The sequence below is a fragment of the Pseudomonas sp. LTJR-52 genome (assembly GCF_003691465.1).
GTDB classification, from domain to species: Bacteria; Pseudomonadota; Gammaproteobacteria; order Pseudomonadales; family Pseudomonadaceae; genus Chryseomonas; species Chryseomonas luteola.
The window spans coordinates 2,983,197-3,008,652 of sequence record NZ_CP033105.1; the positions used below are offsets into that span (position 1 = coordinate 2,983,197).

A 25,456-nucleotide genomic window follows, 5' to 3' on the forward strand; every position below is an offset into this window, starting at 1 on the left:
ATCGTCCCGCCCTGCCAATGCTTTAGCCCTCTTCTCTAAATTTTTAGTTTTTTGTTGTTTGAGAACTTGCGTATTAACTCTAGCCGCTTGCCGGTTTGCTTACGCTAAAGCAAAAGGGGCGCCGAAGCGCCCCTTTTGGTGTTGCGTTGAAACGTATCGGGGATTAGCCGAGCAGCTTCATCACAGCAGATGGCAGCTGGTTGGCCTGAGCCAGAATGGCGGTTGCAGCCTGCTGCAGCGTCTGCTGCTTGGTCATTTCGGCCGTTTCAGCCGCAAAGTCCACATCCTGGATGGTGCTGCGCGCCGCGGTGGCGTTCTCAGACACGTTTTGCAGGTTGGAGATGGTGCTGTCCAGACGGTTTTGTACCGCACCCAGCGCTGAACGCTGTGTATCGATCATCTTCAGTGCAGCGTCGATCACCTGAGTCGCTGCCTGAGCATTCTTGGCCGTGGTAACGTCCAGATCCTGCACAGTCGAAGAGGAGGCAGTTGTGCTGGCAGTAGCAGCTGCCGCTGTACCTACAGCCGAAGTAAAGTCACTGCCAGAGTTCAGGGCAATCTTACCTGCGCTACCGCTCACTACAGCAGTTACACCGCTGACGTTGGTGTTGATTGCGCTGATGATATCCTTCATAGAGGCGCCTTTGGCATAGTCAACCTTGGTACCGTTGACTGTGACAGAGCCGGCAGTGGCAGCAACTGCACCTGCTGAAGCTACGATAGCGCTCAGATCTAGGTTAGCGGAGGCCAGCTTGGATTCGCCTTTCAGTGCAGCGGCGCTCATGTCGCCCAGGCTGAAGCTTACGGTTTCGTTGGCGTTGGCGCCGACCTGGAAGGTCATGGTGCCGTTGTTGCCAGCGGTACCGTCGAGTAGCTTGATGCCCGAGTTGCCGCCACCAAAGCTCGTGGTCTTGGAGATACGAGTCAGTTCTGCAGTCAGCGACTTGAATTCCTGGTTGATCGAGCTGCGGTCGTCGCTGCTGTTGCTACCGTTAGCAGCCTGCAGAGACAGTTCACGCATACGCTGCAGAATGTTGGTGGACTCTTGCAGAGCGCCTTCAGCAGCCTGAGCGATGTTGTTGGCATCCTGAGCGTTCTTGGTTGCAACGTTCAGACCGTTAACCTGGCTGGTCAGACGGTTGGAGATCTGGGAACCGGCGGCGTCGTCTTTGGCGCTGTTAATACGCAGGCCAGTGGACAGGCGGCTCATGGAGGTGCTGAGTGAGTCGGAGGCCTTGGTCAGGTTCTTCTGAACAGACAAGGAGGCAATGTTAGTGTTAACTGTAAGGGCCATGATGATACCTTCACTAATACAACTGGAGTTAGTGGTTCCTGGCCCGGCTACCGCCCGGTGTGGCCTACAGAACCTTCGTTATGGTTATCGTCCCGCCCTGCCAATGCTTTAGCCCCACTGATTTTTTTTTCAGCATCCATTCATCGGCTACACTTTTAAATTGTATCTTATTTAAATCTACGGCAATTTCATCAAACATCCACAGGCGAGCAGTCTTTCATGTCTCAGAAATCAAACCAAGCTAATGAAATAAAACGCATAGAAAGCGCACTGAAGGAAGCAGAGCGTAGAAAAGATAAAACAGTCCAAGTTCGTCTACATCAAAAACTTTTAAAAATCATCCCTGACTCACCTCTCGCATACGCAAAACTTGCCAAACTACTATTAGATTCAGATGACAAATCAGCTGCTATTCCTTACATAGAAAAGGCTCTTTCTTATGAACCGAGCGAGGCCGTTGATAGCTTGTTATTTGAAAAAATTCATAAGTTGGAGTTTTTTACAAAAGATTTAGATAGAGTTCGAGCGTGGTATCAGCAATCGCCGAACCTTTATCGGTTCAAACTTTTCCATGAAGCATTATTAAAGACAGAAAGTTATGATGAAGCCGAAAATCTTATATTAAATACGCTTGAAAGCCCGCTTGACACCACACAACAAGCACAAATACTTTCACTTTTAGCACAGATCTACTACAACACCGCAAGGTTTTACGACAGCATTGCCTGTAGCCAGTTAGGACTTGAAAAAAGTCCTAACAATAAACAATTACATTTTAATTTGGCCATTGCTCTTGAAAGCGTAGGGCGATACGAAGAAGCTTTTAAAAATTATGCCAGAATACTAGAACAAGATCCCGACCACATAGAAACTCATAATAATTTAGCTTATATAATGTTGCGATTAGGTCAGTTTGAAGAAGGCTGGAAGCATTATGAATGGCGGTGGGCCAAAGTCTTAAAAGACCATGAACAACATTTCAATATTCCTCGCTGGAGCGGTGAGCCTTTAGAAGGGAAAACGCTTCTTGTCTGGGCAGAGCAAGGCGTTGGAGACCACATTATGTTCGCCAGCATGCTAGATGACCTGAAAAAAATGGGCGGCACCATTTACTTTGAGACGTATGAAAGGCTAGACCCTTTATTCAAACGAAGCTTTCCTGACATTAATTTCATCCGGCGTACACAAGAAGGAACCTCACATGACGGTCAGCAAATTTTACATAGGCAGAGTTGGCCAAAGAGCGATTACCATATTCCAATGGGAAGTCTAGGATCTTTTTTTAGACCAAATTTAGAAAGCTTTCCCGTCAAGAACCATTACCTATATGCTGATGAACAACGTATAAAAGCCTTTAAAGAAAAATACCAAAAGCTCTTTCCAGACAAAAAGCTAATAGGAATCTCCTGGAAAGGTGGCTTCACTATTTCAAATGACAAGCAGAGCCGCAAGATCCCCATGCATGATCTTAAAGTTCTCGCAAACCAAAAAAACGTACAACTGATTAGTCTTCAATATGGAGATACTAGCTCTGACAGAGATGAGGCTTTCCGACACGGCATCCATATATTTCATGACGAAGAAGTCAATCCACTTAAAGACATCGATACTCAAGCCGCTCAAATTTCCGCACTTGATGCAGTTGTTAGCATTGATAACACCAGTGTTCACATAGCAGGCGCTTTAGGCACCCCTACTTATGTATTACTACAACTGTCACCCAACTGGCGCTGGGGCCTTAATGGCGGAAGAAGTTATTGGTATGGTAGCGTCCAAACATTTAGGAACAATACCATCAGAGGATGGGAAAGCCTACTTGAAACTATCGTTAAACAGATGAAATCCGATTCAGTCATATAACATTATTAACAAGATATTTGGTACTCCATCATGAAATGTACAGTAATTATTCCTATTGGCCCTGGTCATCAATCACTTGTTCAAAGAGCTAAAAACTCGGTTAATTCGGCTATACAAAACGGGATAGGCGCTTTTGACGAAGTTGAAATACTTGAGTTCGATGACACCCAAGGTTTTTTTGGACGCTCCCATGCGCGTAACGAGGCCGTAAAATTAGCGTCAGAAAGCTCTTCAGATTGGCTCTTCTTTCTAGATGCCGATGATTTAATGGTTGAATCAGCTTTTCAAGCTGTAGCGGCGCTTTTGGATGATTACGATGCTATTTGGGGCGAAATTTATGTAGCCGATTTAGCAACCCAGCAAGCGACTAGACGTGAGCATCAAGTCTCTCCGGTTACCACTTTAGAGCAGGTATTAACTAACGATCCCTATTTAACTTTACAAATGGGGCATTTCGTAAGAACAGAGGTAGCGCGTCAATACCCCTTTGACACTGAATTGAACTCAGGCGAAGATTTTGATTATTACCTAAGAGTATGGAAAGAGAACCGCTGTATAAAAATCAATCAACCTTTATTCTTAAATGTTCGAGGTGAACACTCTACAGGCCCCCGCTCTGCTACTGGAGCAGACTGGCGCAAGTCCATTAATTATGTATTTTCTAGATTTTGTAAAGAAAATGAGGTTATATCCAGCGTAACCTTCAATGGCAACGTTGTAAAATTCAATATAAGCAATCCTTTAGACCTTATTCAGAATCAATTGGCTAAAGAGCGCTTCTTCGAAGCGCAAGAACTTTCTGAAATGCTGCTCTGCATGCCCAAAGGGGCTAGAGTTCTAGATATAGGTAGTAATATCGGAAATCACGGCCTTTTTTTAACAATTATAGGCTCAGCCAGTTATATCGAATGCTTTGAACCTATAGAAGAAACAGCCAACATCCTAGAAAACAATTTCAAATTAAATAATATTGATATCAATAAATACAAAATTAGAAGAATGGGTGTAGGCTCCCAAAAAGGGCTCGCTAACATTAACAGGTTCGATGAAGGCAACCTAGGCGCATCAAGCATTCAAGTAAGTACACTAGGAAATATCGAAGTCAACTCACTTGACGACCTATACCCCAAAGAATCTTATGACATCTTGAAGATAGATATTGAGGGAATGGAATTAGAAGCATTAAGAGGAGGCAGCAATCTTATCGAGCGATGCAAACCTATAATTTTTATAGAGGTTGCCAATGAAAATAAAGGCTTCTTCTTCGCATGGATGAAAAAAAGCGGTTATCGAGTCCATCGGGCCTTTGAGCTTGTTAACGCATCAAACTACATTATTCTACCTAACAAAATAAGGCCTGAATTTTATTCTAATGGATTAGCCGCCGCCATTCCTTGGACGCCCAGAGTCCCCTTAGGTCCACAGCAAGCACCTTGTGGCTGGTCTATAGCTGATTTTTTCCAAGGCTACTTCGATAAGCAGCGAGCCATTGAAATAGTTAAAGAAGAAAAAGAGGAGTTGGTTCTATTTAATCCGGCAAATCGGCAAACCGTCACCCTACGGGGAGGCGTCAAAGAGCTACCAAAAAAATATCCTGGCAATATTATTTTGTTAGGTGAAATTTTAGGCTCACTTTCAGACAGTGAGCTAATAAAGCTTCTCGACTCTCTTGTTAGCAGCGGGGTCCGCGAAATTGTTCTCTTCGATATTATGGATGCCCGCTGGAACAATGCTTTTGACCTACCCAGCAGATTCCGTGACTCTGAATATTATTTAATCCAAGCCAACCAGCGTGGTTACAAACTGAAGAACTATTTAAAGCTGCCTCATAAAGCTGCCTTTAGAGTACATGATCAGCTGAGCAACCGAATTACCCTTCTTCACTTCTCTCGGTAAAAAAAGCCGGGCATTAAGCCCGGCTTTTTTATTAAAGCTTATTAAACAAACTCAACTGCGCTACTGCTACAAATGCTTGCTGGGCTGCCTCTAGCTTTGTCTTTTGTAGAGTCAATTGCGATACGGCAGCAGCCATATCCGTATCATTAATAGTCGATTGCGTTGATTTGTTAACTAGCATCAAACTTTGGTTTTCTTCTTTTAACGTATCGATTGTATTCAGGCGCGCACCTACCGAGGATTGAGTCTTTTGGATTTGGGTCATCCCATTGTCCAGGTTACTAATCGCTGAGGCAACACTGTTGCGCAGAGTCAACTGGGATTGAGGATCCTCACTTGAACTTGCCTCTAAGGCAGAGCGAAGCTGGCCAATCGTATCCAAAATATTCTGTTTTTCAGAAGACTTTGCCGTAATGGAGAACTGATCCCCGCTCGCTGGCGCAGCGCTAATGCTCATATCTACGCCTTTTACCGAGATCGTTTGGGGATAAGTCGATCCGCCCAGGCTACCATTACCGATAGGAGTTGCTGTGGAGCTGGTTGGTAATGAGTAGACTGCATAATCCGTATTACTGGTAAATTTAAGTGTAACTCCACCCGCCGGAAATGTAGTGCTATAAGCACTCTGGTCAGTCAGCGACACAGAACTGATCTGAGCAGAGGATGTATTGGTTGCCGAGCGTACAGTAGAAAAACTTGTATTCGCAGAGCCCAGCGAGAACTTATAGCCAGCAGTTAGGCTGCTGATGTCGCCACCATCATCTCCCTTCGCAAGGGATACATCGAGCTGGAAGGTAGCTCCGCGGAAAGTAACACTGTTACTAGTAGACGAATTGGCGTCATAAACACCGTTTGTACCCGCCTCGCTGGTGATGTCATTTCCATCCTTATCGTAAAGCTTGTATTGCTTATCGTTTACAACTTCGAGTGTGTAAGGCGTGTCATCGCGGTATGCCTTGTTATAACTGGTATCGTTGCTAACAGTACCTTGTGAAACGAAAACACGTTGGGTACCGTCAGTTGCAGGATTAGCCGTTACACTGGCTGTAGTACGACTGGCATTCGTTGATGCCTCGAAGATACTCCAACCGTTGTCGTTAGTAGGCAGGGTTGAAGAATCCGATACTTGCAAAGATAGTGTATTCTGATCCCCCTGGTAACTGTATGTGCCGTCAGAGTTTTTTACGAACGGAACCGTACCGGTTTTGCTCCCGGCAAAAATATAGTTACCGCTAGCATCCTTACTGTTCATTAGAGTCAGAAGCTGCTCTTGAATCTGTCCAAGTTCATCACTAACCGCTTTGCGATCATCGTCAGTCAACGACCCATCGCCCGCTTGGAGTGTTAATTCACGGGCGCGCTGCAGCACATTACCCATAGAGCTCAGTACGCTCTCTTCCTGATTCAGGCTATTAGCAGCCGTTGTCATATTCGCTGAGTATTGCCCCAACAGTGCCTCTTGCTGCTTAAGCTGCAGTAACTGTGCTGAGCCCACCGGATCATCTGCAGGGGTCTGGATACGGCTACCTGAGGAGATCTGCTGCTGAGTCTTAGTAATATCAGCATACCCTTTGTTGTAGCCAGAGATGCTGGATGAATAATATTGCGAAGTAGAAATGCGCATGGTTCAGCACCTTACAAGCTACTAATTAGGGTATCGAAAGTTTGTTGGGCAGCCTTGATGATTTGTGCCGAGGCTGAATAATACTGTTGGAATTTCACCAAGTTCGCCGCCTCTTCATCCAGGTTTACACCTGAAAGAGAGTCGCGACTGTTAGTTGCTTGGGTCAGAACGGCTGTAGTGGCTTTAGCATCAAGGTCCGCCTGGTTAGTTTTGGCGCCTACAGTTTCCGTAAGGCTACTATAAGCTCCCGTTATGCTCATGCCACCCCCCGCGTTCTTACCAACTGTTTTAGCAGTCTGCAGGTTGACAATATTCTGAGCGTTACGGTTGTCCGCAGCGCCATTTTGGTTAAACGAGAACGTGAAGCTATCTCCAGCACCCGGCGAGCCGTTTACCGTTGTAGTAAACGAGAGGCTGGGCGAGCCCACGGATAGACTGAGATTGTTAGCCTGTCCAGGAATAATGCTACCAGTGCTTAGGTTGTTTCCGGCCGCATCGTAAACGGTATAACTTTGCGTGCCGCCCGAAGCTGCGCTAAAAACCATCTTAACTGGCAAGTTCGCCTGAAGACTGGTCTTAAGCGCAGCACTATCACTTCCACTCAGGTCTGTTGTCAGCACCGGCGCGGTGATCGTGGCACTACCGTAATTTGACGTTGTAGTAGTACCAGAAATCGGCGTTGCTAAAGCCAAATCATTTGCGTTGGTCATTTCCACCGCTATGTTGCTGCCACCGGTACGCGTTGGGATCACGGTGAACGTGTCGCCATTAGCCATGGTACCAATGCTTTGCTTGCTCAGTGAGAAACCGTCAAAAGACTTAGGCGGATCGTCGTTCAGGTCGCCACTGCCCAGCTGCTTGCCATCAGACAGGCGTGACACGGTATAACCTGTCTCGCTGCTAAAGGTAACCCGGTAGTCGCTGGTCGTCAGCGCGCCGCTATCTTCAATAGTTACATTGAGGTTAGAGGTACCTGTATTAAGACCACTCGCCAAGCTACGCTGGCTCACTACACTAGGATCATTAATATCTTTGAATAGGCCTGTACCAAAGTCGCCGTCGAGATCAATACCCTGCTCTAGCTGATTATTGACGCTGTCTGCCAGAACAATTGCCATCCGACCCACATCGTTCATGGTCGGTTGAAGAATGTCCGCACGGTAACGCAGCAGGCCGCCCATCTGCCCCCCGGTTACGACCGAAGTAATATCTACTGATGAATTATTTGACGCCAGTTTCAGGATGTCCTGAGACGGGTTGTTCGGATCTGGAACAGCCTGCAGCGTGGCTACATTGTTACCAGTAACAAGCGGCTGGCCCGTACCGAGAAACAAATTATAGTTGTTGTCCTGCTGGACTACAGTGACGCCAATCAGATTGGACAGTTCAGTCACTGCCTGGTCGCGCTTGTCCAAGAGATCATTGGGTACAGAACCGCCACCTGAAGCGTTGGTTATCGCCTGGTTGTAACCCGCAACGGTCGATGCAAGAGAATTAACTTGCTCGGCAATGCTCTCCATCTGCGTGTTAACGTAGTCGTTTTGCGCACTCAGCTGGCTAGATACAGAATTAAACCGCTGGGTTAAGTTAGCGGCCTGAGTTAGTACCAATTGACGAGACGCAGCATCAGTCGGCGAAGACGACGCCGTCTGTACAGAAGCAAAAAAATTCTGTAGAACTTTAGACAGCCCTGTAGTGCTATCAGCCAGAAGAGAGTTGACCTGATTGGTCTGAGCAAGATATGTCTGCGCATCAGCATCCAACGCGGTACTAGTTTGCATCTGTGTAGTCAGATAGGCGCTATATACACGTCGCACATCAGCAATCGTTGTACCAGTACCTACAAAATAGGTGCCAGTCTTCATACCGGCGTTGTTAGTTTGAACAGTTAACTGCCGAGAATAGCCTGCGGTATCCGCATTAGTAATGTTTTGACCAACTGTATTTAGGGCTGTTTGGCTGGCCGATAGCCCTGAAACGCCAATAGAAAGTAAGTTCGACATAGTCAGGCCTTATGAGCGGATAGATGTTGTGCTATTCGCGGCAATATTCTGGTAAGTACCAATGCCTTGAGCAATTTGCGTTACCTTGCGTGCATAGTTCGGGTCAGTGGCATAGCCGGCTTGCTGGAGTCCTTTCATGAACTTCTCTGAATCGCCTCCGCTGTTGAGCGCCTTCTGATACCGATCATTGTCCTGCAGAAAGCTCACATAGTCATGGAAGCTGTCTGCGTACGAGTCATATGCACGGAACTTGGCTACCTCTTTAACGGGCTGCCCGTTCACATATTCGGTAGTCAGTGCACGCGCCGAACCACCCTGCCAGCCATGAGCCTTGATGCCAAACAGGTTGTGGCTACTGGAGCCGTCCTGCTGCTGGATGATGGATTTGCCCCAGCCGGTCTCCAGTGCAGCCTGGGCTACCAGGAAACGCGGGTCGACGCCGATCCGCTCAGCAGCTTCCTTCGCCATTGGCAGCATCGTATTAACGAAGTCCTCACGGCTACTGAAGGATGATTTACTGGCCAGAGGCGGTTGTGCATACCGACGTCCACTAATGTCCTGGGACACACCCGTACTCAGACCTTTATCGGCCGAAACGGCCAGGGCTTGAGCAGGCTTCCAATCATTTTTTGACAGTGCAGTGTTAGCCGTGCCGGCAACGTGATTGGTCGGATTTTGTACATCCGGCACAATACCGGCCATGACGCGATCAACCAGTTTTCCAGGCAACGCTAGGCGGCGTTGATTGAGAAACTTGGAGTCATCACGCGCAGGATCTACAGTGGCCAGTTTGTGATCGGAGCGAAGCGTTGAGGGCTGGGCAGCCGCTGAAGCCTCACTTTTCGGCGCCGCCGCTGCCTGCCCTACCTGCGCGAATGGATTCGGACGATGGCTGGCCTGCCCCGTCTTCGAGAGCTGACGCTCAAGCACTGCTGCCAATCCAAGGCCACCGCCCTCTCGCGAGAGCGACACGGCCATTTGCTGGTCATACATGCTCTGGTATTGCTTGGTCGTTTCGCTCTGAAACGGGCTGTCTTTATCGGCCAGTACTTCATTAGCCGAGCGCATGGACTTCATCATCTGGTTCAGGAAGAGCGACTCAAACTCCTGAGCCACTTTCTTGATGTTTTCCTCACTGTCCCGGTTCTTGCCCTTCATCTGGGCAAGGCGGTTCAGGTCGGTATATGCGCCGGAATCGACGTTACTGCTGTAGGTTCCGCCCAAACGAGAGTCCATGACTACTGCTCCGTTAAATTACAATCAGATCGGCCTGCAAGGCGCCAGCCTGTTTAAGCGCCTCGAGGATCGCCATCAAATCACTGGGTGCTGCGCCAACTTGGTTGACGGCCCGTACAATCTCATCAAGAGTCGTGCCAGGACCAAACCTGAACATCGGCTTGGCTTCCTGTTTGGCCTTGACCGTCGAGTTGGGTACCACTGCTGTCTGGCCGTCCGAGAGCGGATTGGGCTGACTGACAATAGGATCTTCACTGATGGTGACCGTCAGGCTGCCGTGCGTAACAGCTGCAGGCGCAACTTTTACGTTCTGCCCGACGACGATAGTGCCGGTACGCGAGTTGATAATGACCTTGGCAACTGCTTCGCCTGGGCTGACTTCCAGGTTTTCCAGCACAGAGATGTAGTCCACACGCTGGTTGGGATCGAGCGGAGCCGTCACACGAACCGAGCCACCATCTACTGCCGTTGCTACACCCGGACCTAGCAGGTCGTTGATCTTGTCAACGATATGTTTGGCGGTCGTGAAGTCCGAACGGTTGAGGTTCAGCGTTAGCGAGTTGCCTTGATCGAAGCCGCTCGGAACCGGACGCTCGACGGTGGCCCCGCCAGGGATACGCCCTGCTGACGGAACGTTGACAGTGATACGCGAGCCGTCCTTACCTTCTGCGTCAAAACCACCTACAACCAAGTTGCCTTGCGCGACGGCATACACATTACCGTCGATACCCTTTAGCGGAGCCATCAACAGACTACCGCCACGCAGGCTCTTGGCATTACCGATCGACGAAATGGTAACGTCAATAGTCTGGCCTGGCTTGGCAAACGCTGGCAGGTCCGCATGAATGGATACAGCTGCCACGTTCTTGAGCTGGACGTTTCCGCCGCTGGGTACCTTGATACCGAACTGCGCCATCATGTTATTGAAGGTCTGGACAGTAAACGGCGTTTGCGTCGTCTGGTCACCTGTACCATTCAAGCCCACAACCAGGCCGTAACCAATCAGCTGGTTAGTCCGCACGCCTTGAATGGTAGCGATGTCCTTGAGGCGTTCTGCCTGGGCTGCCGTTGCCGACAGTACCAGTGCGAAAGCAACGCATAGATGTTTCAACATGATTTCACGCCTCAGAACGGAAATAGCGGACTAGTGAAGAAGCGGCTCAACCAACCCGGCTGACTCGCATCGGCAAATGCCCCTGTACCAGAATAGGTAATCCGTGCATCCGCTACCCGAGTGGAAGACACAGTGTTATTGGTGCTGATATCGTCTGCACGAATCAGTCCAGCAATACGCATCAGCTCATTGCCTGTGTTGAGCGTCAGCCATTTTTCACCCCTGACAGCTAACACACCGTTGGGCATCACGTCAGCTACTGTCACAGTCAAAGAACCCGTCAGGCTGTTGCTCTGTGCGGCTTTGGCATCTCCAGAGGATTCACGTGTCCCCTCGAATTGAGCGCCCAGGTTCAGGTTGCCACTTGAAAGCGGGTTGCCAATCTGTGCCTTGGTGCCAAACAGTGAGCTGACGCCTAGATCGGCCGAGCTGTCCTTAGAAATATCCGAACTCGCGTTCTTGCTCGCCTGAGTCCTTTCTTCCAGCGTAATGGTAATGATGTCACCCACGCGGAACGCCTTACGGTCGGTATACAGGTTCTGGTCGAACCCAGGCTGGTAAATGGAGCCATTGTTCTGCGCAGCCGGCATCGGCGTACGCGGCAGCACCGGCGCGTAATACGGATCGTTGGGCTGAGCAGCAGGTGCTACGCAGCCAACCAGCAATACAGCGCCAAGCGCGGGAACAAGAGCAAGAAGGCGGTTCATACAAACAACGACCTCGCGAATAAAAGCGGTTACAGATTCTGAGTAACGAAGCCAAGCATCTGGTCAGCCGTGGAGATGACCTTAGAGTTCATCTCGTAAGCGCGCTGAGTCGTAATCATGTTCACCAACTCTTCCACGGTGCTTACGTTAGAGTTTTCCAATGTCTGCTGCATGACTGTGCCAAGACCATTCAGGCCAGGGGTACCGTTCTGCGGAGCACCACTGGCAGCGGTTTCCATGAACAGATTGTTGCCTACGGCCTGCAGGCCACCCGGGTTGATAAAGTCAGCCGTCTGAAGGTTGCCGATCACCTGCGGCGTTGCATTGTTAGCCGTGGTTACCGACACCGTACCGTCTTCACCCACAGTAAAGGTTCTGGTCTCAGCAGGAACAACAATCGCCGGCTCCAGAGCGAAACCATTAGCGGTAACGACCTGACCATCAGAGTTCAGGTGGAAAGTACCGTCACGGGTATAGGCAATCGTGCCGTCCGGCATGGAAACCTGGAAGAAACCACGACCGTTGATGGCCATGTCCAACGGCTGATCCGTGGTTTGCAGGCTACCCTCGGTAAAGTTTTTCTGAGTACCCACAATACGTACACCGGTACCCAGTTGCAGGCCTGACGGCAGCTGGCTGTCCTGAGTGGACTGGGCGCCTGGCTGGCGACGTACCTGATACAGCAAATCCTGGAACTCGGCACGGTCGCGCTTGAAGCCCGTCGTGGAGACGTTGGCCAGGTTGTTGGAAATAGTGGTCAGGTTCATGTCCTGAGCGGACAGACCTGTTTTACTGACCCACAATGCAGACATCATAATTGCGTTCTCCTCAAGCGCCGGCTTTACGGCATTTCATGCAAACTGGTAATTAGGATTGCAAAACCTTTGCCATCGCAGCCGAGTTGTCTTCAGCCGAACGCATCATCTTGATGTGCAGCTCGAACTGACGGGCCAGGGCAAGAACAGAGGTCATTTCTTCAGCAGCATTCACATTGCTGCTTTCTACGAACCCCGAAGCCACACGGACATTGGCATCCGGCGCTGCAGGCTGGTTGTTCTTGGTGTGGATTAGGCCATCAAGACCTTTTTCCATTTGCTTGGTATCAGGGTTAACCAGCTTGATGCGGTCAACCTCAGCCAGTACGCGGGGACTCTCGCCTAGCGCCTGGATACTGATTGTGCCGTCCTGACCGATTTCCACCTTGGCTTGCGGAGGCACTGCAATCGGTCCGCCATTGCCGATGACCGGAAAACCACCGCTAGTACGCAGCTGACCCAATGCATCAATCTGAAGACTGGCGGTACGCACATACGCTTCGCTACCATCCGGCGCCTGGACAGCAATCATGCCGTTACCCTCGATAGCGATATCCAGGTTCCGTCCGGTCTCTTGAAGCGAGCCAGGCGTAAAGTCCGTTGCCGGACGCTCGCTCATGGCATAGACGCGTGAAGGATGAGTATCACCAAATACCTGCATCGAGCGTGCTTGCTCAAGATCCTTACGAAATCCTGAAGTGGAAACGTTCGCCAGGTTGTTGGCGTGGGCACGCTGTGCCATTTCATTCTGGCTGGCACCGCTCATAGCGACGTAAAGCAACTTGTCCATAGAATCCTCTAGCGACGGTTTTTTGCAGCGAATTGCTTCGATGCAGGATCTATAGCAAGGCCTGTGCCATATTATTTAAATTAGTTAAGCACTTGATCTAAAAAGAAAAGGCCTCGAATGAGGCCTTTTTGTCAGAGCGCCGGAATATTGTTGCCTCAACCGGCAACGCTTCCCTTATGTCATTTGAATGATGGTCTGAGAGACTGTGTTTTCAGTCTCAATAGTTTTAGCGTTAGCCTGATAGTTGCGCTGAGCAACGATCAGGTCTACCAACTGAGCCGTCAAATCCACGTTGGACTCCTCCAGCGCGCCGGAAGCCAGCACACCCAGGGTACCAGAGCCAGGTGTACCAATCACTGGCTCGCCTGACGCAGGCGACTGGATCCAGTCGGTGTTGCCGATCGGGGTAAGACCCTGCATATTGGCAAAAGTCGCCAGGATCACTTGACCGATGGCTTTGTTCTGGCCGTTGCTGTAGGCGGCGAATAAGGTGCCATCGTCACCTACTGACAAGCCCGAAAGCTGGCCGGTGGTGTAGCCGTCCTGGTTGACGGCCGTCACTGCAAAGCTGCTATTGGTCTGTGTGATATCAGTGATGTCCATAGCTATGCCCGTACCGCTGGCCTGCGCACCGTTTGCACCCCATGTCACTGGGTTGGTGGTGCTGTTGGTGATGGTAGCTGGCACCCAGTTAGACATAGTCATAACGTTGTTTTCATCGACGCTGAAGTCGTCTGAAGCCAGCGACGCCAAGGTGCCTGACGGCGTAAAGCTCATCGTGGCAGAGGCTGGGGTCGTGGAAGTCGGGTCGCTTGGGTTGCGACCATCGATGGTCACGTACATGCTCCAGCTGTTCGTGTCGTTTTTCACGAAGTACTGGGTCATAGTGTGCTCGTTGCCTTGGGTATCATACAGACTGGCCGAAGTGGACCAATTATAGCTCTGGGAGTTATCTGGATCGAACGTTGTAGCCGTCGGAATCGTGGCGGTAGAATTCAGAGTCAACGTTTGCTCGACCTTAGTTGTTGCCTTAGGCAGCTGATTCTGGGTTTCCACGACCAGGTTGGTCACGATGCCAGTCTTGATGTTACCGTCAGTGTCGGCACCATAGCCCTGTAACTTATTGCCGGCATTATCGACCACGTTGCCGTTCTTGTCAGTCTTAAAGGTACCGTTACGGGAATAGATCGTCGAGCCGTTGTCGCTCAGCACGAAGAAGCCGTTGCCGTTGATAGCCATGTCCAGGCTGTTACCAGTGTTGTTGATCGTGCCCTGAGTGAACTGCTGGGACACGGCGGCCGTCTGCACACCGCTGCCAGTAGTATTGTTACCCACTCCAAACATGGACGTAGCGTAGATATCGGCGAACTCTGCGCGGGAGGCCTTGAAACCAGTGCTGCCCACGTTAGCAATGTTATTGCCGGTGACGTTAAGGTGCTTGCTTGCTGCGTTGAGACCGCTAAGACCGATATTGAAAGACATTACTATTCTCCTATGCCGGGCTGCCGGCTTATTGACCGATCATCTGAACTTGTGACAGCGACACACTGCCCAGCCCAGCTAGATTAAGTTGCATTTCATTACCGTCCTGGCCCAGCGTCACGCTGTTAACCGTAGCCGGTAGATAAGTACTCAAAGCTGTCTGCGTATCTTCTATTGTCGCAGTGGCTTTGAAAGTGTAGGTACCCGAGGGGGCTTCAATGCCGTTATCGGTACTACCATCCCAAATAAAATCAGCGTTGCCAGTCTGCTGGGTGCCCATCGAAATAGTCTTTATTAGCTCACCACTACTGTTATAGATACCTACTTTTACATCATCAGCAGTAGCTGGCATGACTACTGCCCCACTCATACTCTTGGTAGTATCTACAAGCGTAGAATTCGTTTGGGCAATTACTGAGCGCCCTACAAGCGAAGATGCCTGCAGCGCCTGAGAAGACTGATAGTTAGTAGCCAGGCCACTTACAGTGGAGTTCAGATTCTGCAAGCTTTCTACACTACTGAACTGGGCTAATTGCGCAACGAAAGCACTATTGTCCTGAGGATCAAGCGGATTCTGATTATTGAGCTGCGTTACTAGCAGCTTTAGAAAATCATCCTTTCCTAACGCGCTAGTTGAAGAGTCCGAGCTAGTTGTGCTGCTGGTAGAAGAACCGCTACTGGTCAGACTCGTCAATGCCGATGCTGCAACGCCTGCGTTATTGGTATTCGTATTGATAGTGGACATGCGTGATCTCCGCTTACTGACCTAACGTCAAGACTTTCTGCATCATCTGCTTGGCAGTGTTCATGATGTCAGCGTTGGTCTGAAATGCGCGGCTTGCCGAAATCATGTCCGCCATCTCTTCCACGACATTGACATTCGGGTAGTACACATAGCCGTCTTTATCAGCAGCCGGATGATTAGGCTCGTAACGGGCCTCAAGATTGCTTTGGTCTTCAACGATGCCCAGTACCTGCACACCCGTTCCGGCCTCGCCCTGTTCATCGAACAGAGAAGCGCTGCCACCGCTCTGCGCCTGGTTCAACATGGTTGCAAACACAGGATGACGGGCACGGTAGGTCTCATCCACGCTGGACGAAACGGTCTCGGCGTTAGCAATGTTACTGGCGATGGTATTCAGGCGCGTGGTCTGTGCGCTCATACCTGTACCAGCAATGTTGAATACATTACTCAGGGACATGGTTACTCTCCACGAAGGGCAGACATGAGCCCTTTGAATTTGTTGTTAAGCAACGTGAAGCTGGCCTGGAACTGCACAGAGTTTTCTGCGTAATTGGCTTGCTCTACCTGCTCATCCACAGTGTTCTGATCCAGCGAAGGCTGAGTGGGTATGCGATAGCGCATCGCAGCATCCGCTGACAGATCACCGAAACCTTCAGCCTCGATATGACGAGTGTTGGTCGTATCAAGGTTGAACTTGCTATGCGACGACTTGTTGGCTTGCTCTGCCAGAACGGCCGAGAAATCCAGATCGCGCGCCTTGTATCCAGGCGTGTCGGCGTTAGCAATGTTGTTGCCCAACACTTCGGCGCGTTGAGAACGGAAATTCAACGCCTGCTGATGGATACCCAATGCTTTATCGAAACTGATACTCATGGTCATGAACCTATTGCCAGAAGGGCTATCTCCCTTTAGCAATGCACATGCCAACTATTAAAAACTTTAAATATCAATGAGTTAGTAAAACAAGGCGCGCTACAGCGCCAAAAGCGGCAAGGTTTTTCCGTATTTGAAGAGGCAAGCGGCAAGGATGACGGCAAAACTTTGACAGGAAGGATGGCAAGGCAGGAAAAGAAAAGGCCCAACATGTCGGGCCTTTGGCTTATTTCGCTTTGTAAATGATGCCAGGATTACACTGGACCATCTGATAGAGTTCCGGCAGCCCGTTCAAGGCTTCCGACGCCCCTAGGAACAGGTAGCCTCCCGGTTTGAGCGTGCCGTGAATACGCGTCAGGATATCTTTCTTCACATCAGCCGAGAAATAAATCAGCACGTTGCGGCAAAAGACCATGTCGAACTTGCCCAAGCTGGCATAACTGTCCAACAGGTTAAGCGCTCTGAATTCAACGCGGCTTTTAATAGCGGGCTTTACTGACCACCGATTCGGCGGAACCACGTCAAAATTACGTTGCAGTCTTTCCTGGGAAAGGCCACGCCCGATTGCCAGTGAGTCATACTCACCCGATTTAGCCGCTGTCAAAATTACACCGGACAAATCTGTTGCCACGATCTGGACACCGCTGCGTAGTTGGCCTGGGCTGCCACGCTCAAACTCGTCTATGGTCATTGATAGCGAGTAAGGCTCCTGACCCGACGAACAGGCTGCCGACCAGATACGCAGCCGCTGTCCCGGGCTGGCTTTGGTCAGCTCCGGCAACAGGCGATTCTTTAGAACCTCAAACGGATAGGTATCACGAAACCATAGGGTTTCATTGGTCGTCATCGCATCGACGACCTTCTCCTTGAGTCCGCTGCGTGGCTGGGTCTGGATACGCTGCACCAGCTCTCCCAACGACTTGATTCCTTCCGCCTCCATCAGTTTGTTGAGGCGGCTGGAAACCAGATACTGTTTATTATCACCAAGCAGGATTCCACACGTCTTTTCAAGAAAGACACGGAACTGCATAAAATCTGCATTAACTGCTGACACTTCCGTTCTGCTCCTGAATCAGAAAAGAAGAGCGTTAATCATTTCAGCCTTCATCAGCTGCCTTGATACGCTCAATGACCCGGGATGCTAGATCGTCGGGACGGAATTTAGCGAGGAAATCATTAGCTCCCACCTTCTTAACCATAGCTTGGTTAAATACACCAGACAGTGAGGTATGAAGAAGGATATGGAGTTTACTCATCCGGGGATCGTTACGGATTTCTGCTGTCAGAGTATAGCCGTCCATCTCGGGCATCTCGATATCCGAAATCAGCATGAGCAACTCTTGCTCCGGCTTTTCGCCGTTATCGACCATATCTTTTAGAAAATTCAGCGCCTGACGCCCATCGTTGAGCGCAGTTACCTCCACGCCAACGGTTTCAAGGCAGCGGCTTACCTGCTTACGCGCCACAGACGAGTCATCGACAATCAATACATGCTTGGTAACTGCCTTAGCTTGTACAGCCGTATCGATAATACCTTCCGAAATGGTTTCGACCGAAGGCGCCACTTCTGAAAGGATTTTTTCCACATCGATAATTTCAACCAGCTGATTATCGACACGCGTGACAGCCGTCAGGTAATGGTCACGACCGGTTCCCTTGGGTGGCGGCTGAATCATATCCCAGTTCATGTTGATGATTCGCTCGACAGAGCGCACCAGAAAGCCCTGAACCTTGGTGTTGTATTCGGTAATGATGACGAAGCTATTCGTCAGATCATCCAGACCACGGCGACCCGTTGCCAACGCCAAATCCATGATCGGGAAGGTGCCCCCACGAAGACTTGCAACGCCACGCACAACAGCACTGGATTTTGGCATCACGGTAAGTTTGGGGCACTGCAGCACCTCCCGTACCTTGAAGACGTTGATTCCATAAAGCTGCGGGCCGTCCAAACGGAACAACAGCAGTTCCAGCCGATTCTGCCCGACCAACTGAGTACGCTGGTTGACTGCATCTAATACGCCAGCCATTTGTGAACTCCTGAAAAGGCCGGCCTATCGGATGACAGAAGACGGCACAGGGATTGCTTAGGTAGATTCATGAACCGCCGAAGACAGTTTCTCGACGCATGAACAGACGCCACATCTCATTACTGATAACTCTTGTAGGGTTCTGCTCTGCAAGCCAGACCTATGCAGCTGCCGAGCTAACCCTGCCTGAGGAACTTATCGGCGCAGCTCAAGGATTTCTTGAGGAGCGCGTTCAGGAATATTTGATCGAGAGTCATGCTGAGGGTCGGCATGAAGTTCAGGTGAAAGACTTGGACCCACGTTTACGGCTGGCGGCTTGCGATCGACCATTAACCGTTGCACAGCAGGGCCTTGAAGCACCGCTAGGCCGTGTTTCGGTACGTGTTCGATGCGAAGGAAGTACCCCCTGGACCGTCTACATCCCTGCGGAGGTTCGCCTGTATCGAAATGTCGTAGTCACCACCCGACCATTGCTGCGCGATACGATTATAGATCCGCAGAATGTAGCTCTACTGGAGCGAGACGTCGGAAAATTGCCTCAAGGTTATCTAACAGATATCGATCTAGTGATGGGTCAGAAACTCAAGCGGCAGGTAGTGGCAGATCAAATATTGGCTCCCTCCTTTCTCCAGGCAGCCGAAGTGGTGCGCAAGGGCGATCAGGTTGTTATTAGTGCGGGATCGGGAGGCTTCACTGTACGGATGCAGGGAGAGGCGTTGATTGATGGTGCCCAGGGAGAGCAGATTCGTGTCAAGAATCTGAATTCCAAGCGCGTCATTAAAGCGCGCGTGACTGGCCCGGGAATGGTTGAGGTCGCCATGTAAGCCAAACAGCCACCATGGCCTCTAACAGATGGTTTATACTGACCCATTAGCTTTTTGCCAAACGGAGCACAAAATTTAGCCTAAAGTTTTTTTGGGCTAAGCCGAAAAGCTGGGCATGCGACCGAAACTGTCCGAGGTTCTCCATCATGGTTATTGATTTCAATAGAACGAACAGCACTTCCAGCACCGCCAGCACTAGCCGGACTACTGGACCTGCAGCGACCAATGCAACTAACAAAACCAGTGAAGTTGCCAAGGCAGCTGCCGTATCCCCAACCCAGCCAGCAGGCGAAAATGTAAAGCTGAGTGATGAAGCCCAAACGCTTCAGAAGGCTGTCGAAAAGATTCGCCAAGAGCCGGTGGTTGATAGCGAGCGTGTTAATCGCCTGAAGCAGGCCATTGCTGATGGCAGCTATAAAGTCGATAGCCAGCGCGTAGCTTCCAAACTGCTTGATTTTGAATCCCAGCGCTAAGCGACGCAGCGTTGGAAATATGACGCACGAGTGTAGATCGTATGCACAACGCCAGCTTGCTTGAGCTAACCCTTAGCGATTTGAACATCGCTAAAAGGTTGCTGGAACTGATCGAGTTAGAACACGAAGCCCTGGTAAATCGCAAGTTCGATTTGCTTGGCCTGCTGCTGGATGAAAAGCAGCCACTCCTGGTTCAACTGGATCAGCATAATCACTTGCGCTCCGCACAATTGCAGCGCCTGGGGTTACCCTTGAGCCGTGAAGGCCTGTTAGCCTATGCCGAACGTTTCGAGCAGGACGATCAGTTGATCGAGGCGGCAGACCAGCTCACGACCGTTATTGAGCAGTGCAAGGAAGCCAACAACCGGAATGGCCAGATCATCAAGGCCAACCAGTATACTGTGGCCAGCATGCTCGAAATTTTGCAGGGCCCTCCTGTGCCCAGTCTGTACAACAGACGCGGCCATCTGCCCCGCTCGAGTTACCAACGCCCGTTAAGTCAGGTATGAATTGTTGAAACAATGGCTGGGATTACATCATCCCAGCCATTCTTTATTTATTTGTCAAGAAATGGAGACAGGGCGTGTCCAACGCATTTAATGATGTGCAGGGTCCTCAGCCACCCAAGCTGCTCAAGACACCTATTGAGATAGCTGCATACCTAAAACCGTTGGTGGAAACCCGTAGTCCACTCCGCGTAACCTTTCTGGAACGTAACAGACAGTTCCAGAGCTTTCTGATCGACATCAATACCGAACAAGGCTTGATCGCGCTGGATGAGCTCATCCCTACCGAAGGGGAACGGCTACTGCTTCAGGGAGAGCGTTTTCGCATCGACAGCTCCCATGAAGGCGTGCAAATTACCTGGGAATACGACGTTCCAGGCAGCTTGAGCGAGCTGAACGACAGCCGCTGCTACTGGTTTCCACTCCCGAAGGAAGTAAGCTATCACCAGCGCCGAAATGCTTTTCGGGTCCGCCTTCAGCTTAATCGCCAGCCAACAGCCGAGCTCTCAGACCTTCCCAGTAAAAAATTCCTGAAAGGTTCGCTCCTGGACATCTCGGCGACCGGCTGCAAAATCCGTATCGCCAAGAATGCAACGTCCATGGTGTCTCCTGGTGAGCTACTGGAAAAATTCTCCGTAGCCCTCCCTGGCAGCGCTCTTAGCTCAACAGTAGAAGTCCGCCACGTTTCTTATAACGAAAGGCTAGATTGTACCGAGGTAGGCCTGCGCTTCTATCGCATGTCGGGCCTAACTCAACGTCAGGTCGAACGCTTCGTCTATCAACTTCAACGCGAAACACGGCGGATAGACTAACGCTTGGGCTCATCCTCAAGTATAGGATTGCTCTCTTCAGCCATAGCCTCCATTGCAGATGAGGAAGTCTCTTCATCTGCAGCCTCCGCTGGAGTTGCCACCGCCTCTGCATTCTGCATCTGATCATGGACTACCTGCTCATCTACTCGCGGGTCCAGTGCCGCAACCAAAGGTGAGCTGGCCAGGCTATCCGGCATAGGCACGTGTTGCAGCGGGGCCTCGTCGACACGGTGCAAGCCTTTTACATCCTGCGGCCTGATACGCCATACCAGAATCAACCCGCACACACCAATGGACGCGTACAACATGTTGGCGCCGAACCAATTCATCAAGGCACCTACCAATAGCGGACCGATACAGGCCCCCACGCCAAAGGTGGCCAGGAGCATGGCGGTAAGGGATACCCGTCGCTCCCCTTCCACATGGTCATTGGAAAGCGCAACGGCTAGAGGATAAAGCACAAAAAGCAACATGCTGACTGCAAAGCCAAGAGCAAGCAGCAGTAATAAGGGGACCTTGGGCAATAACGCCAGCGGTAGTGCAGCCACCACCAGAACAAGCGCAACCTTATTGATCAGCCAACTACGATCATGGCGGTCGGAAAGCCAACCAATAGGCCATTGAGCCAGCAGCCCTGCGAAAATACAAACCCCCATGAATAAGCCGACTCGCTCGGTTGGCAGCCCTTGGGCCGCGGCGTAAACAGGCGCAAGACCATAAAACGAACCGATAGCGAGGCCACTCACTACAGTTGTTGTTAACGATTGAGGGATTCGTTTGAAGAAAAATCCAGGATCAAGAGGAGCCGGACTCATCGGGGCCGGGTGGATCTTTGCAGTGATCGCAACAGGCACCAGACAGAGCGCAAAACAGAGCGCAACCAGCATAAGCTTTTCGCTACCGAGCTCAGGCCAGGCAATCAGTACACCTTGCCCTAGCACCAGACCAAAGTAGGAAGCCGTCATATACCCCGAGAATACCTTGCCTCTCTGGTTGGGCTCAGCTTGCTCATTCAACCAGCTTTCCAACACCATGTACTGGCACATCATGCCCATCCCTACCAGCATACGCAGCAGCAGCCATACGGGCAGAAAGGGCAATATACCAGTTCCCAACACTGCAGCAGTTACGATTCCCGCACAAGCAACGTAAGCCCTTATATGCCCTACACGCGCAATAAGACGATGCCCTACCTTGCCCCCCAACACCAGACCCAGGTATTGAGCACCTGTCAATGCACCGATCCAGGCCCCCGGAACTTCCTCGGACGCAAGCCTTAGTGCCATATAGGTGCTAAGCAGACCTGAGCCGATCAGCATGAGCAACGTAGCAGCATAAAGCGCTCGGAAGGCAGATAACGTACGTCCCATTACAGCTCCTTACGAAGGCAGCACAATGCGCTTCGAAGACAGATTCTTATGCGTTTGATACGAAGGCCTGTTGCCTTGACGTTGATGTACCCCTTCGATGGGCAGCAAGCCCAAGAGTTCGGTCGAGTCAGGAGGGATTTTTAGCCGAAATAAACACGGCGGCCTAAGCCGCCGTGTTTATAGTCCCTCAAGGGTTGTACTGTCCCGTACACGCCTTGAAGAGAACTTGAAGAACAGAGAGATTTCCTCTCACGCTACTGATCTTGGTGGGCACTTCACCTTTAGGGTAGCGGCGGATGGTAGGCAGCTCTACACAACGATAACCCAGCTTGGGCACTCGATAGGACAGGTAAGCCAACAGCTCATAGGTCATGAACACATCACGGAATGGAGCGACGCGCGGATCCAACAACATTTTGCGGCTATAGGCCCGGAACCCCTGGGTCGTATCGGTCCAATGAAAGCCTGACGCCATGCTCAGCATAGGCGCATGAATGAAGCGAATAGCGAAATCACGGGACTTTGGCGTGTTTTCAGCAACACCGCCTTGCAGGAAGCGCGACGCCTGAACGAAGTCTGCCCCCTCCTCCAACGCCTTGATGAACCGCGGGATAGCCTCAGGGTCGTCCTTGTCGTTACCGTCAATCGTCACAATGCCCTCGTAGCCCTGCTCCAATGCAAAGGCATAGGCACAACGCAACTGAGCACTTAGCTTACCAGGTCCCTTTTTGAGCAACAGGCCTCTAACACCCTTGGACTTGAGGCGCTCCAGCTCCAATGAGCCGTCTGTGCTGCCGCCATCGATAATGATTACATCCGACGCTTGATCAACGTTCAGATCCTTCATCCGAGTCAGCAAACTGACAATACGGCTTCCTTCATTGATCACAGGAATGATGATGCATGTGGCGTGCTGCTTGCCCAACCACATCGTTTTTTCATACGCAGGCACTTGCCAGGAAGTGCGTATGTGTTCGGAAATATCTGCTGTCATAGTCATGTCTACGTTATGAGCTTACACGGGCCGTAATCAGCGCAACACCGGCGATTACCATGATGATCCCGGTAATGGTCGTCCATGGGAAAGGTTCTTTGAATATCGCTGCCGACATGATCGCCACGGTTGCTATGGCACCAGCGGTCAAAACGGGATGCGCCACATTCAGCGGCAAACGTGCAAGCGCAGCGGCATACAGCAGAAACGCCAATCCATAAAGAAACAGCCCAAGCCAGAATGGCCAGTTGCTTAACGCTCCCATAGGATCGGAAAGACTTGGAAACTTTCTTGGTGGCATCATGGCCATCTTTACAAGGACACTAGCAGATGCATTGGACAGGATGCCCAGTATGAGGATCATCCACTTCATGCCGTTACCCCTGCTTGCACACCATTTCGATAGAGCCGTGTAGCAACGCCCAATGCTCTTTCGATAGATGCCATGTTCGACTCTCCCTTGGCAGGGAGCATCTCGATAGTCACGACATGATCGGGAAGGTGTTTTGCCAATGCCTGGGCAACCTGCGCATGCTTCGAACTGCCATCACCCAACGTAATCAGATTGGGTTCACTGGCATGTACATGCCCAATGAAAGGTGCAAAGCGGGCAATGATCTCTTCAGGACTTTCGTCATTGATCGCCAAGGCACCGGTATCGAGTTGCATCCGGATAGAGTCATGATCAACTGCCTCAACTACACGAGCAGTCTCTACACTATTGATCATGAAGTTAGCCCCATAACAGGTGGGATTTGGCTCCAGGCATATCAGCACACCATGACGAGCAGCAATATCACCCAAGCGGCGGAAGAAAGGGATAGCTACGCTATCTACCTGTTCATCCGCAATTGCAGAGCGATCACGGTTCTTGGGAGAGCCAAATACCAAACGCGTAGAGCCCAGGCCTGCCGCAATACGGCAGACGGCATCCAAGTGATCCAGCATTGCCTGCTGTGACTCAGCGGAGCCAAAAACATTTAATCCAGTAGTTCCGAATAACAGGGATTGCATACCTGTTAGCGAAACACCACGGGACTGCCACCACTGCTTGACCGCCTGGATTTCTGCGTACGACGCATCCTTGGGTTGCGGGAAATACTTACCGGGGGCTATATCGATTGCATCTACATCGTAACGAGAAAGCAGCTGCGCTACTTCTTCGTCATTGGAAACATCCCAAGCGATATTGGAAATGGCGACTCGCATCAATGAGCCTCCGAAGCAGTCTTCGCTTTCAACGGCTCGGACTGTGCATATGCTCTTACTGCCTGAAGCGTCTCACGTTTGCTGTACTGGTAGCCAGCACGACCGCCAAACTCCTCAGCATAAAGGGATTGAAAATCATACGAAGCTGGAGTGTTGCTTAACTCATTGGCGAACTCGAAACCAAAGCCATAGCAGGCAATATCAGCAACGCTGACAGGCTCCGAGGTGAAATGCACCAGTTTGAGATTGGCTTTTAGGGCAGTCTGGATGTCGTACCAGAGATTGACCATGGGATAGAACTGGAATACCCCACGGCTATCGATGACCGAAAGATTATTATCGTTCAGGAAGTCAAAAATAACGTTCTTGCGAAGTCCTGGTCCGACTAGACCTGGCAAACGAACAATCAGGTAATTGGGGAAATGACTTTCTACGAATTTCTCAAGGCGTCTGCGATTCAAGCCATACGCATGCAGGCCCTCTTCAACAACAGGCGTTTCTTCATTGACTCCAACGGGCGAGCCGAATACATCAACAGTGCTGATAAGAACAAATGTCTCGCATTTAACCTGCTTCAAGTGATCGATCAAACCGTTGATCTTCTCACGGTCAGCCTCGGGATCCTTGTTAGCGATCCATTTCTGAGCGGGGGCACCGGCGCATACAAGCGTGTGATAAGCCTTTTCGCCTACTTCAGAGATGTTGGTCGAGCGAAACTGGCCCTCAAAGTCTTTTTGCTTGAGCAATGTCGAACCGACAAAGCCGCTATATCCTATAAGCGCGTCTGGCAAACTCATTC

General features: G+C 50.6%; 25 protein-coding genes. 6 read left to right on the top strand and 19 right to left on the bottom strand.

Annotation, left to right across the window (positions count from 1 at the left end; genetic code table 11):
* Positions 1–163 precede the first annotated feature (163 nt).
* Complete coding sequence (locus EAW52_RS13950; RefSeq protein WP_122042931.1) at positions 164–1,294, bottom strand: flagellin; 1,131 nt, start codon at positions 1,292–1,294, stop codon at positions 164–166.
* 219 nt (positions 1,295–1,513) lie between these two features.
* Here EAW52_RS13950 and EAW52_RS13955 point away from each other — a divergent pair, with 219 nt between their 5' ends.
* Complete coding sequence (locus EAW52_RS13955; protein ID WP_122042937.1) at positions 1,514–3,154, top strand: tetratricopeptide repeat protein; 1,641 nt, start codon at positions 1,514–1,516, stop codon at positions 3,152–3,154.
* 30 nt (positions 3,155–3,184) lie between these two features.
* Entirely contained in the window at positions 3,185–5,050 is a 1,866-nt protein-coding gene (locus EAW52_RS13960) for an FkbM family methyltransferase (RefSeq protein ID WP_122042938.1), read from the top strand.
* 31 nt (positions 5,051–5,081) lie between these two features.
* Here the strand turns inward: EAW52_RS13960 and EAW52_RS13965 are convergent, their stop codons facing one another.
* The 13 genes from EAW52_RS13965 to EAW52_RS14025 all read right to left on the bottom strand — a co-directional run bounded on the left by EAW52_RS13965 (position 5,082) and on the right by EAW52_RS14025 (position 18,469).
* Positions 5,082–6,674 (bottom strand): flagellar hook-associated protein 3, encoded by a 1,593-nt coding sequence (locus EAW52_RS13965; RefSeq protein ID WP_122042940.1) that lies wholly within the window; start codon positions 6,672–6,674, stop codon positions 5,082–5,084.
* 11 nt (positions 6,675–6,685) lie between these two features.
* On the bottom strand, positions 6,686–8,677 hold the full coding sequence (flgK, locus tag EAW52_RS13970) for a flagellar hook-associated protein FlgK (RefSeq protein ID WP_122042942.1): 1,992 nt from the start codon (positions 8,675–8,677) through the stop codon (positions 6,686–6,688).
* A 9-nt stretch (positions 8,678–8,686) separates the two neighbouring features.
* Complete coding sequence (gene flgJ / locus EAW52_RS13975; protein WP_122042944.1) at positions 8,687–9,913, bottom strand: flagellar assembly peptidoglycan hydrolase FlgJ; 1,227 nt, start codon at positions 9,911–9,913, stop codon at positions 8,687–8,689.
* Positions 9,914–9,926: 13 nt separating this feature from the next.
* The gene (locus EAW52_RS13980) at positions 9,927–11,027 is read right to left on the bottom strand and encodes a flagellar basal body P-ring protein FlgI (protein WP_122042946.1); all 1,101 of its coding nucleotides are present in this window, start codon (positions 11,025–11,027) and stop codon (positions 9,927–9,929) included.
* A gap of 11 nt (positions 11,028–11,038) precedes the next feature.
* On the bottom strand, positions 11,039–11,734 hold the full coding sequence (gene flgH / locus EAW52_RS13985; protein WP_122042948.1) for a flagellar basal body L-ring protein FlgH: 696 nt from the start codon (positions 11,732–11,734) through the stop codon (positions 11,039–11,041).
* A 29-nt stretch (positions 11,735–11,763) separates the two neighbouring features.
* A complete protein-coding gene (gene flgG / locus EAW52_RS13990; protein ID WP_122042950.1) occupies positions 11,764–12,549 on the bottom strand; it encodes a flagellar basal-body rod protein FlgG in 786 nt (261 codons plus the stop codon).
* Positions 12,550–12,601: 52 nt separating this feature from the next.
* On the bottom strand, positions 12,602–13,339 hold the full coding sequence (flgF, locus tag EAW52_RS13995; protein WP_010797879.1) for a flagellar basal-body rod protein FlgF: 738 nt from the start codon (positions 13,337–13,339) through the stop codon (positions 12,602–12,604).
* A gap of 174 nt (positions 13,340–13,513) precedes the next feature.
* The gene (flgE, locus tag EAW52_RS14000; protein ID WP_122042952.1) at positions 13,514–14,821 is read right to left on the bottom strand and encodes a flagellar hook protein FlgE; all 1,308 of its coding nucleotides are present in this window, start codon (positions 14,819–14,821) and stop codon (positions 13,514–13,516) included.
* A gap of 28 nt (positions 14,822–14,849) precedes the next feature.
* Positions 14,850–15,566: a flagellar hook assembly protein FlgD gene (locus tag EAW52_RS14005; RefSeq protein ID WP_122042954.1), complete on the bottom strand. Its 717-nt coding sequence runs from the start codon at positions 15,564–15,566 to the stop codon at positions 14,850–14,852.
* Between the two features lie 13 nt (positions 15,567–15,579).
* Positions 15,580–16,023, bottom strand: coding sequence for a flagellar basal body rod protein FlgC (gene flgC / locus EAW52_RS14010; RefSeq protein WP_122042956.1), 444 nt, complete (start codon positions 16,021–16,023; stop codon positions 15,580–15,582).
* Positions 16,024–16,025: 2 nt separating this feature from the next.
* Complete coding sequence (gene flgB, locus EAW52_RS14015) at positions 16,026–16,439, bottom strand: flagellar basal body rod protein FlgB (RefSeq protein WP_026003857.1); 414 nt, start codon at positions 16,437–16,439, stop codon at positions 16,026–16,028.
* Between the two features lie 226 nt (positions 16,440–16,665).
* Positions 16,666–17,493 (bottom strand): protein-glutamate O-methyltransferase CheR, encoded by an 828-nt coding sequence (gene cheR / locus EAW52_RS14020; protein ID WP_162997642.1) that lies wholly within the window; start codon positions 17,491–17,493, stop codon positions 16,666–16,668.
* Between the two features lie 43 nt (positions 17,494–17,536).
* On the bottom strand, positions 17,537–18,469 hold the full coding sequence (locus EAW52_RS14025; RefSeq protein WP_122042960.1) for a chemotaxis protein CheV: 933 nt from the start codon (positions 18,467–18,469) through the stop codon (positions 17,537–17,539).
* Between the two features lie 98 nt (positions 18,470–18,567).
* Between EAW52_RS14025 and flgA the strand changes: the two genes are divergently transcribed.
* The 4 genes from flgA to EAW52_RS14045 all read left to right on the top strand — a co-directional run bounded on the left by flgA (position 18,568) and on the right by EAW52_RS14045 (position 21,084).
* Complete coding sequence (flgA, locus tag EAW52_RS14030; protein ID WP_122042962.1) at positions 18,568–19,293, top strand: flagellar basal body P-ring formation chaperone FlgA; 726 nt, start codon at positions 18,568–18,570, stop codon at positions 19,291–19,293.
* Between the two features lie 146 nt (positions 19,294–19,439).
* The gene (gene flgM / locus EAW52_RS14035; RefSeq protein WP_010797871.1) at positions 19,440–19,766 is read left to right on the top strand and encodes a flagellar biosynthesis anti-sigma factor FlgM; all 327 of its coding nucleotides are present in this window, start codon (positions 19,440–19,442) and stop codon (positions 19,764–19,766) included.
* A 41-nt stretch (positions 19,767–19,807) separates the two neighbouring features.
* Positions 19,808–20,275, top strand: a complete 468-nt coding sequence (locus tag EAW52_RS14040; RefSeq protein ID WP_122042964.1) for a flagella synthesis protein FlgN — start codon at positions 19,808–19,810, stop codon at positions 20,273–20,275.
* A gap of 74 nt (positions 20,276–20,349) precedes the next feature.
* A complete protein-coding gene (locus EAW52_RS14045; protein WP_122042966.1) occupies positions 20,350–21,084 on the top strand; it encodes a flagellar brake protein in 735 nt (244 codons plus the stop codon).
* Here EAW52_RS14045 and EAW52_RS14050 read toward each other — a convergent pair.
* The 5 genes from EAW52_RS14050 to EAW52_RS14070 all read right to left on the bottom strand — a co-directional run bounded on the left by EAW52_RS14050 (position 21,081) and on the right by EAW52_RS14070 (position 25,454).
* Complete coding sequence (locus tag EAW52_RS14050) at positions 21,081–22,454, bottom strand: MFS transporter (protein WP_122042968.1); 1,374 nt, start codon at positions 22,452–22,454, stop codon at positions 21,081–21,083. The two genes, EAW52_RS14045 and EAW52_RS14050, sit on opposite strands and share 4 nt — an antisense overlap.
* 187 nt (positions 22,455–22,641) lie before the next feature.
* Positions 22,642–23,454, bottom strand: coding sequence for a glycosyltransferase family 2 protein (locus tag EAW52_RS14055; RefSeq protein WP_230382325.1), 813 nt, complete (start codon positions 23,452–23,454; stop codon positions 22,642–22,644).
* A 7-nt stretch (positions 23,455–23,461) separates the two neighbouring features.
* Entirely contained in the window at positions 23,462–23,821 is a 360-nt protein-coding gene (locus EAW52_RS14060) for an EamA family transporter (RefSeq protein ID WP_010797866.1), read from the bottom strand.
* The gene (locus EAW52_RS14065; protein ID WP_122042970.1) at positions 23,818–24,657 is read right to left on the bottom strand and encodes a sugar phosphate isomerase/epimerase; all 840 of its coding nucleotides are present in this window, start codon (positions 24,655–24,657) and stop codon (positions 23,818–23,820) included. Before EAW52_RS14065 ends, EAW52_RS14060 begins: the two co-directional genes overlap by 4 nt.
* The gene (locus EAW52_RS14070) at positions 24,657–25,454 is read right to left on the bottom strand and encodes an NAD(P)-dependent oxidoreductase (RefSeq protein ID WP_122042972.1); all 798 of its coding nucleotides are present in this window, start codon (positions 25,452–25,454) and stop codon (positions 24,657–24,659) included. Before EAW52_RS14070 ends, EAW52_RS14065 begins: the two co-directional genes overlap by 1 nt.
* Positions 25,455–25,456 lie beyond the last annotated feature (2 nt).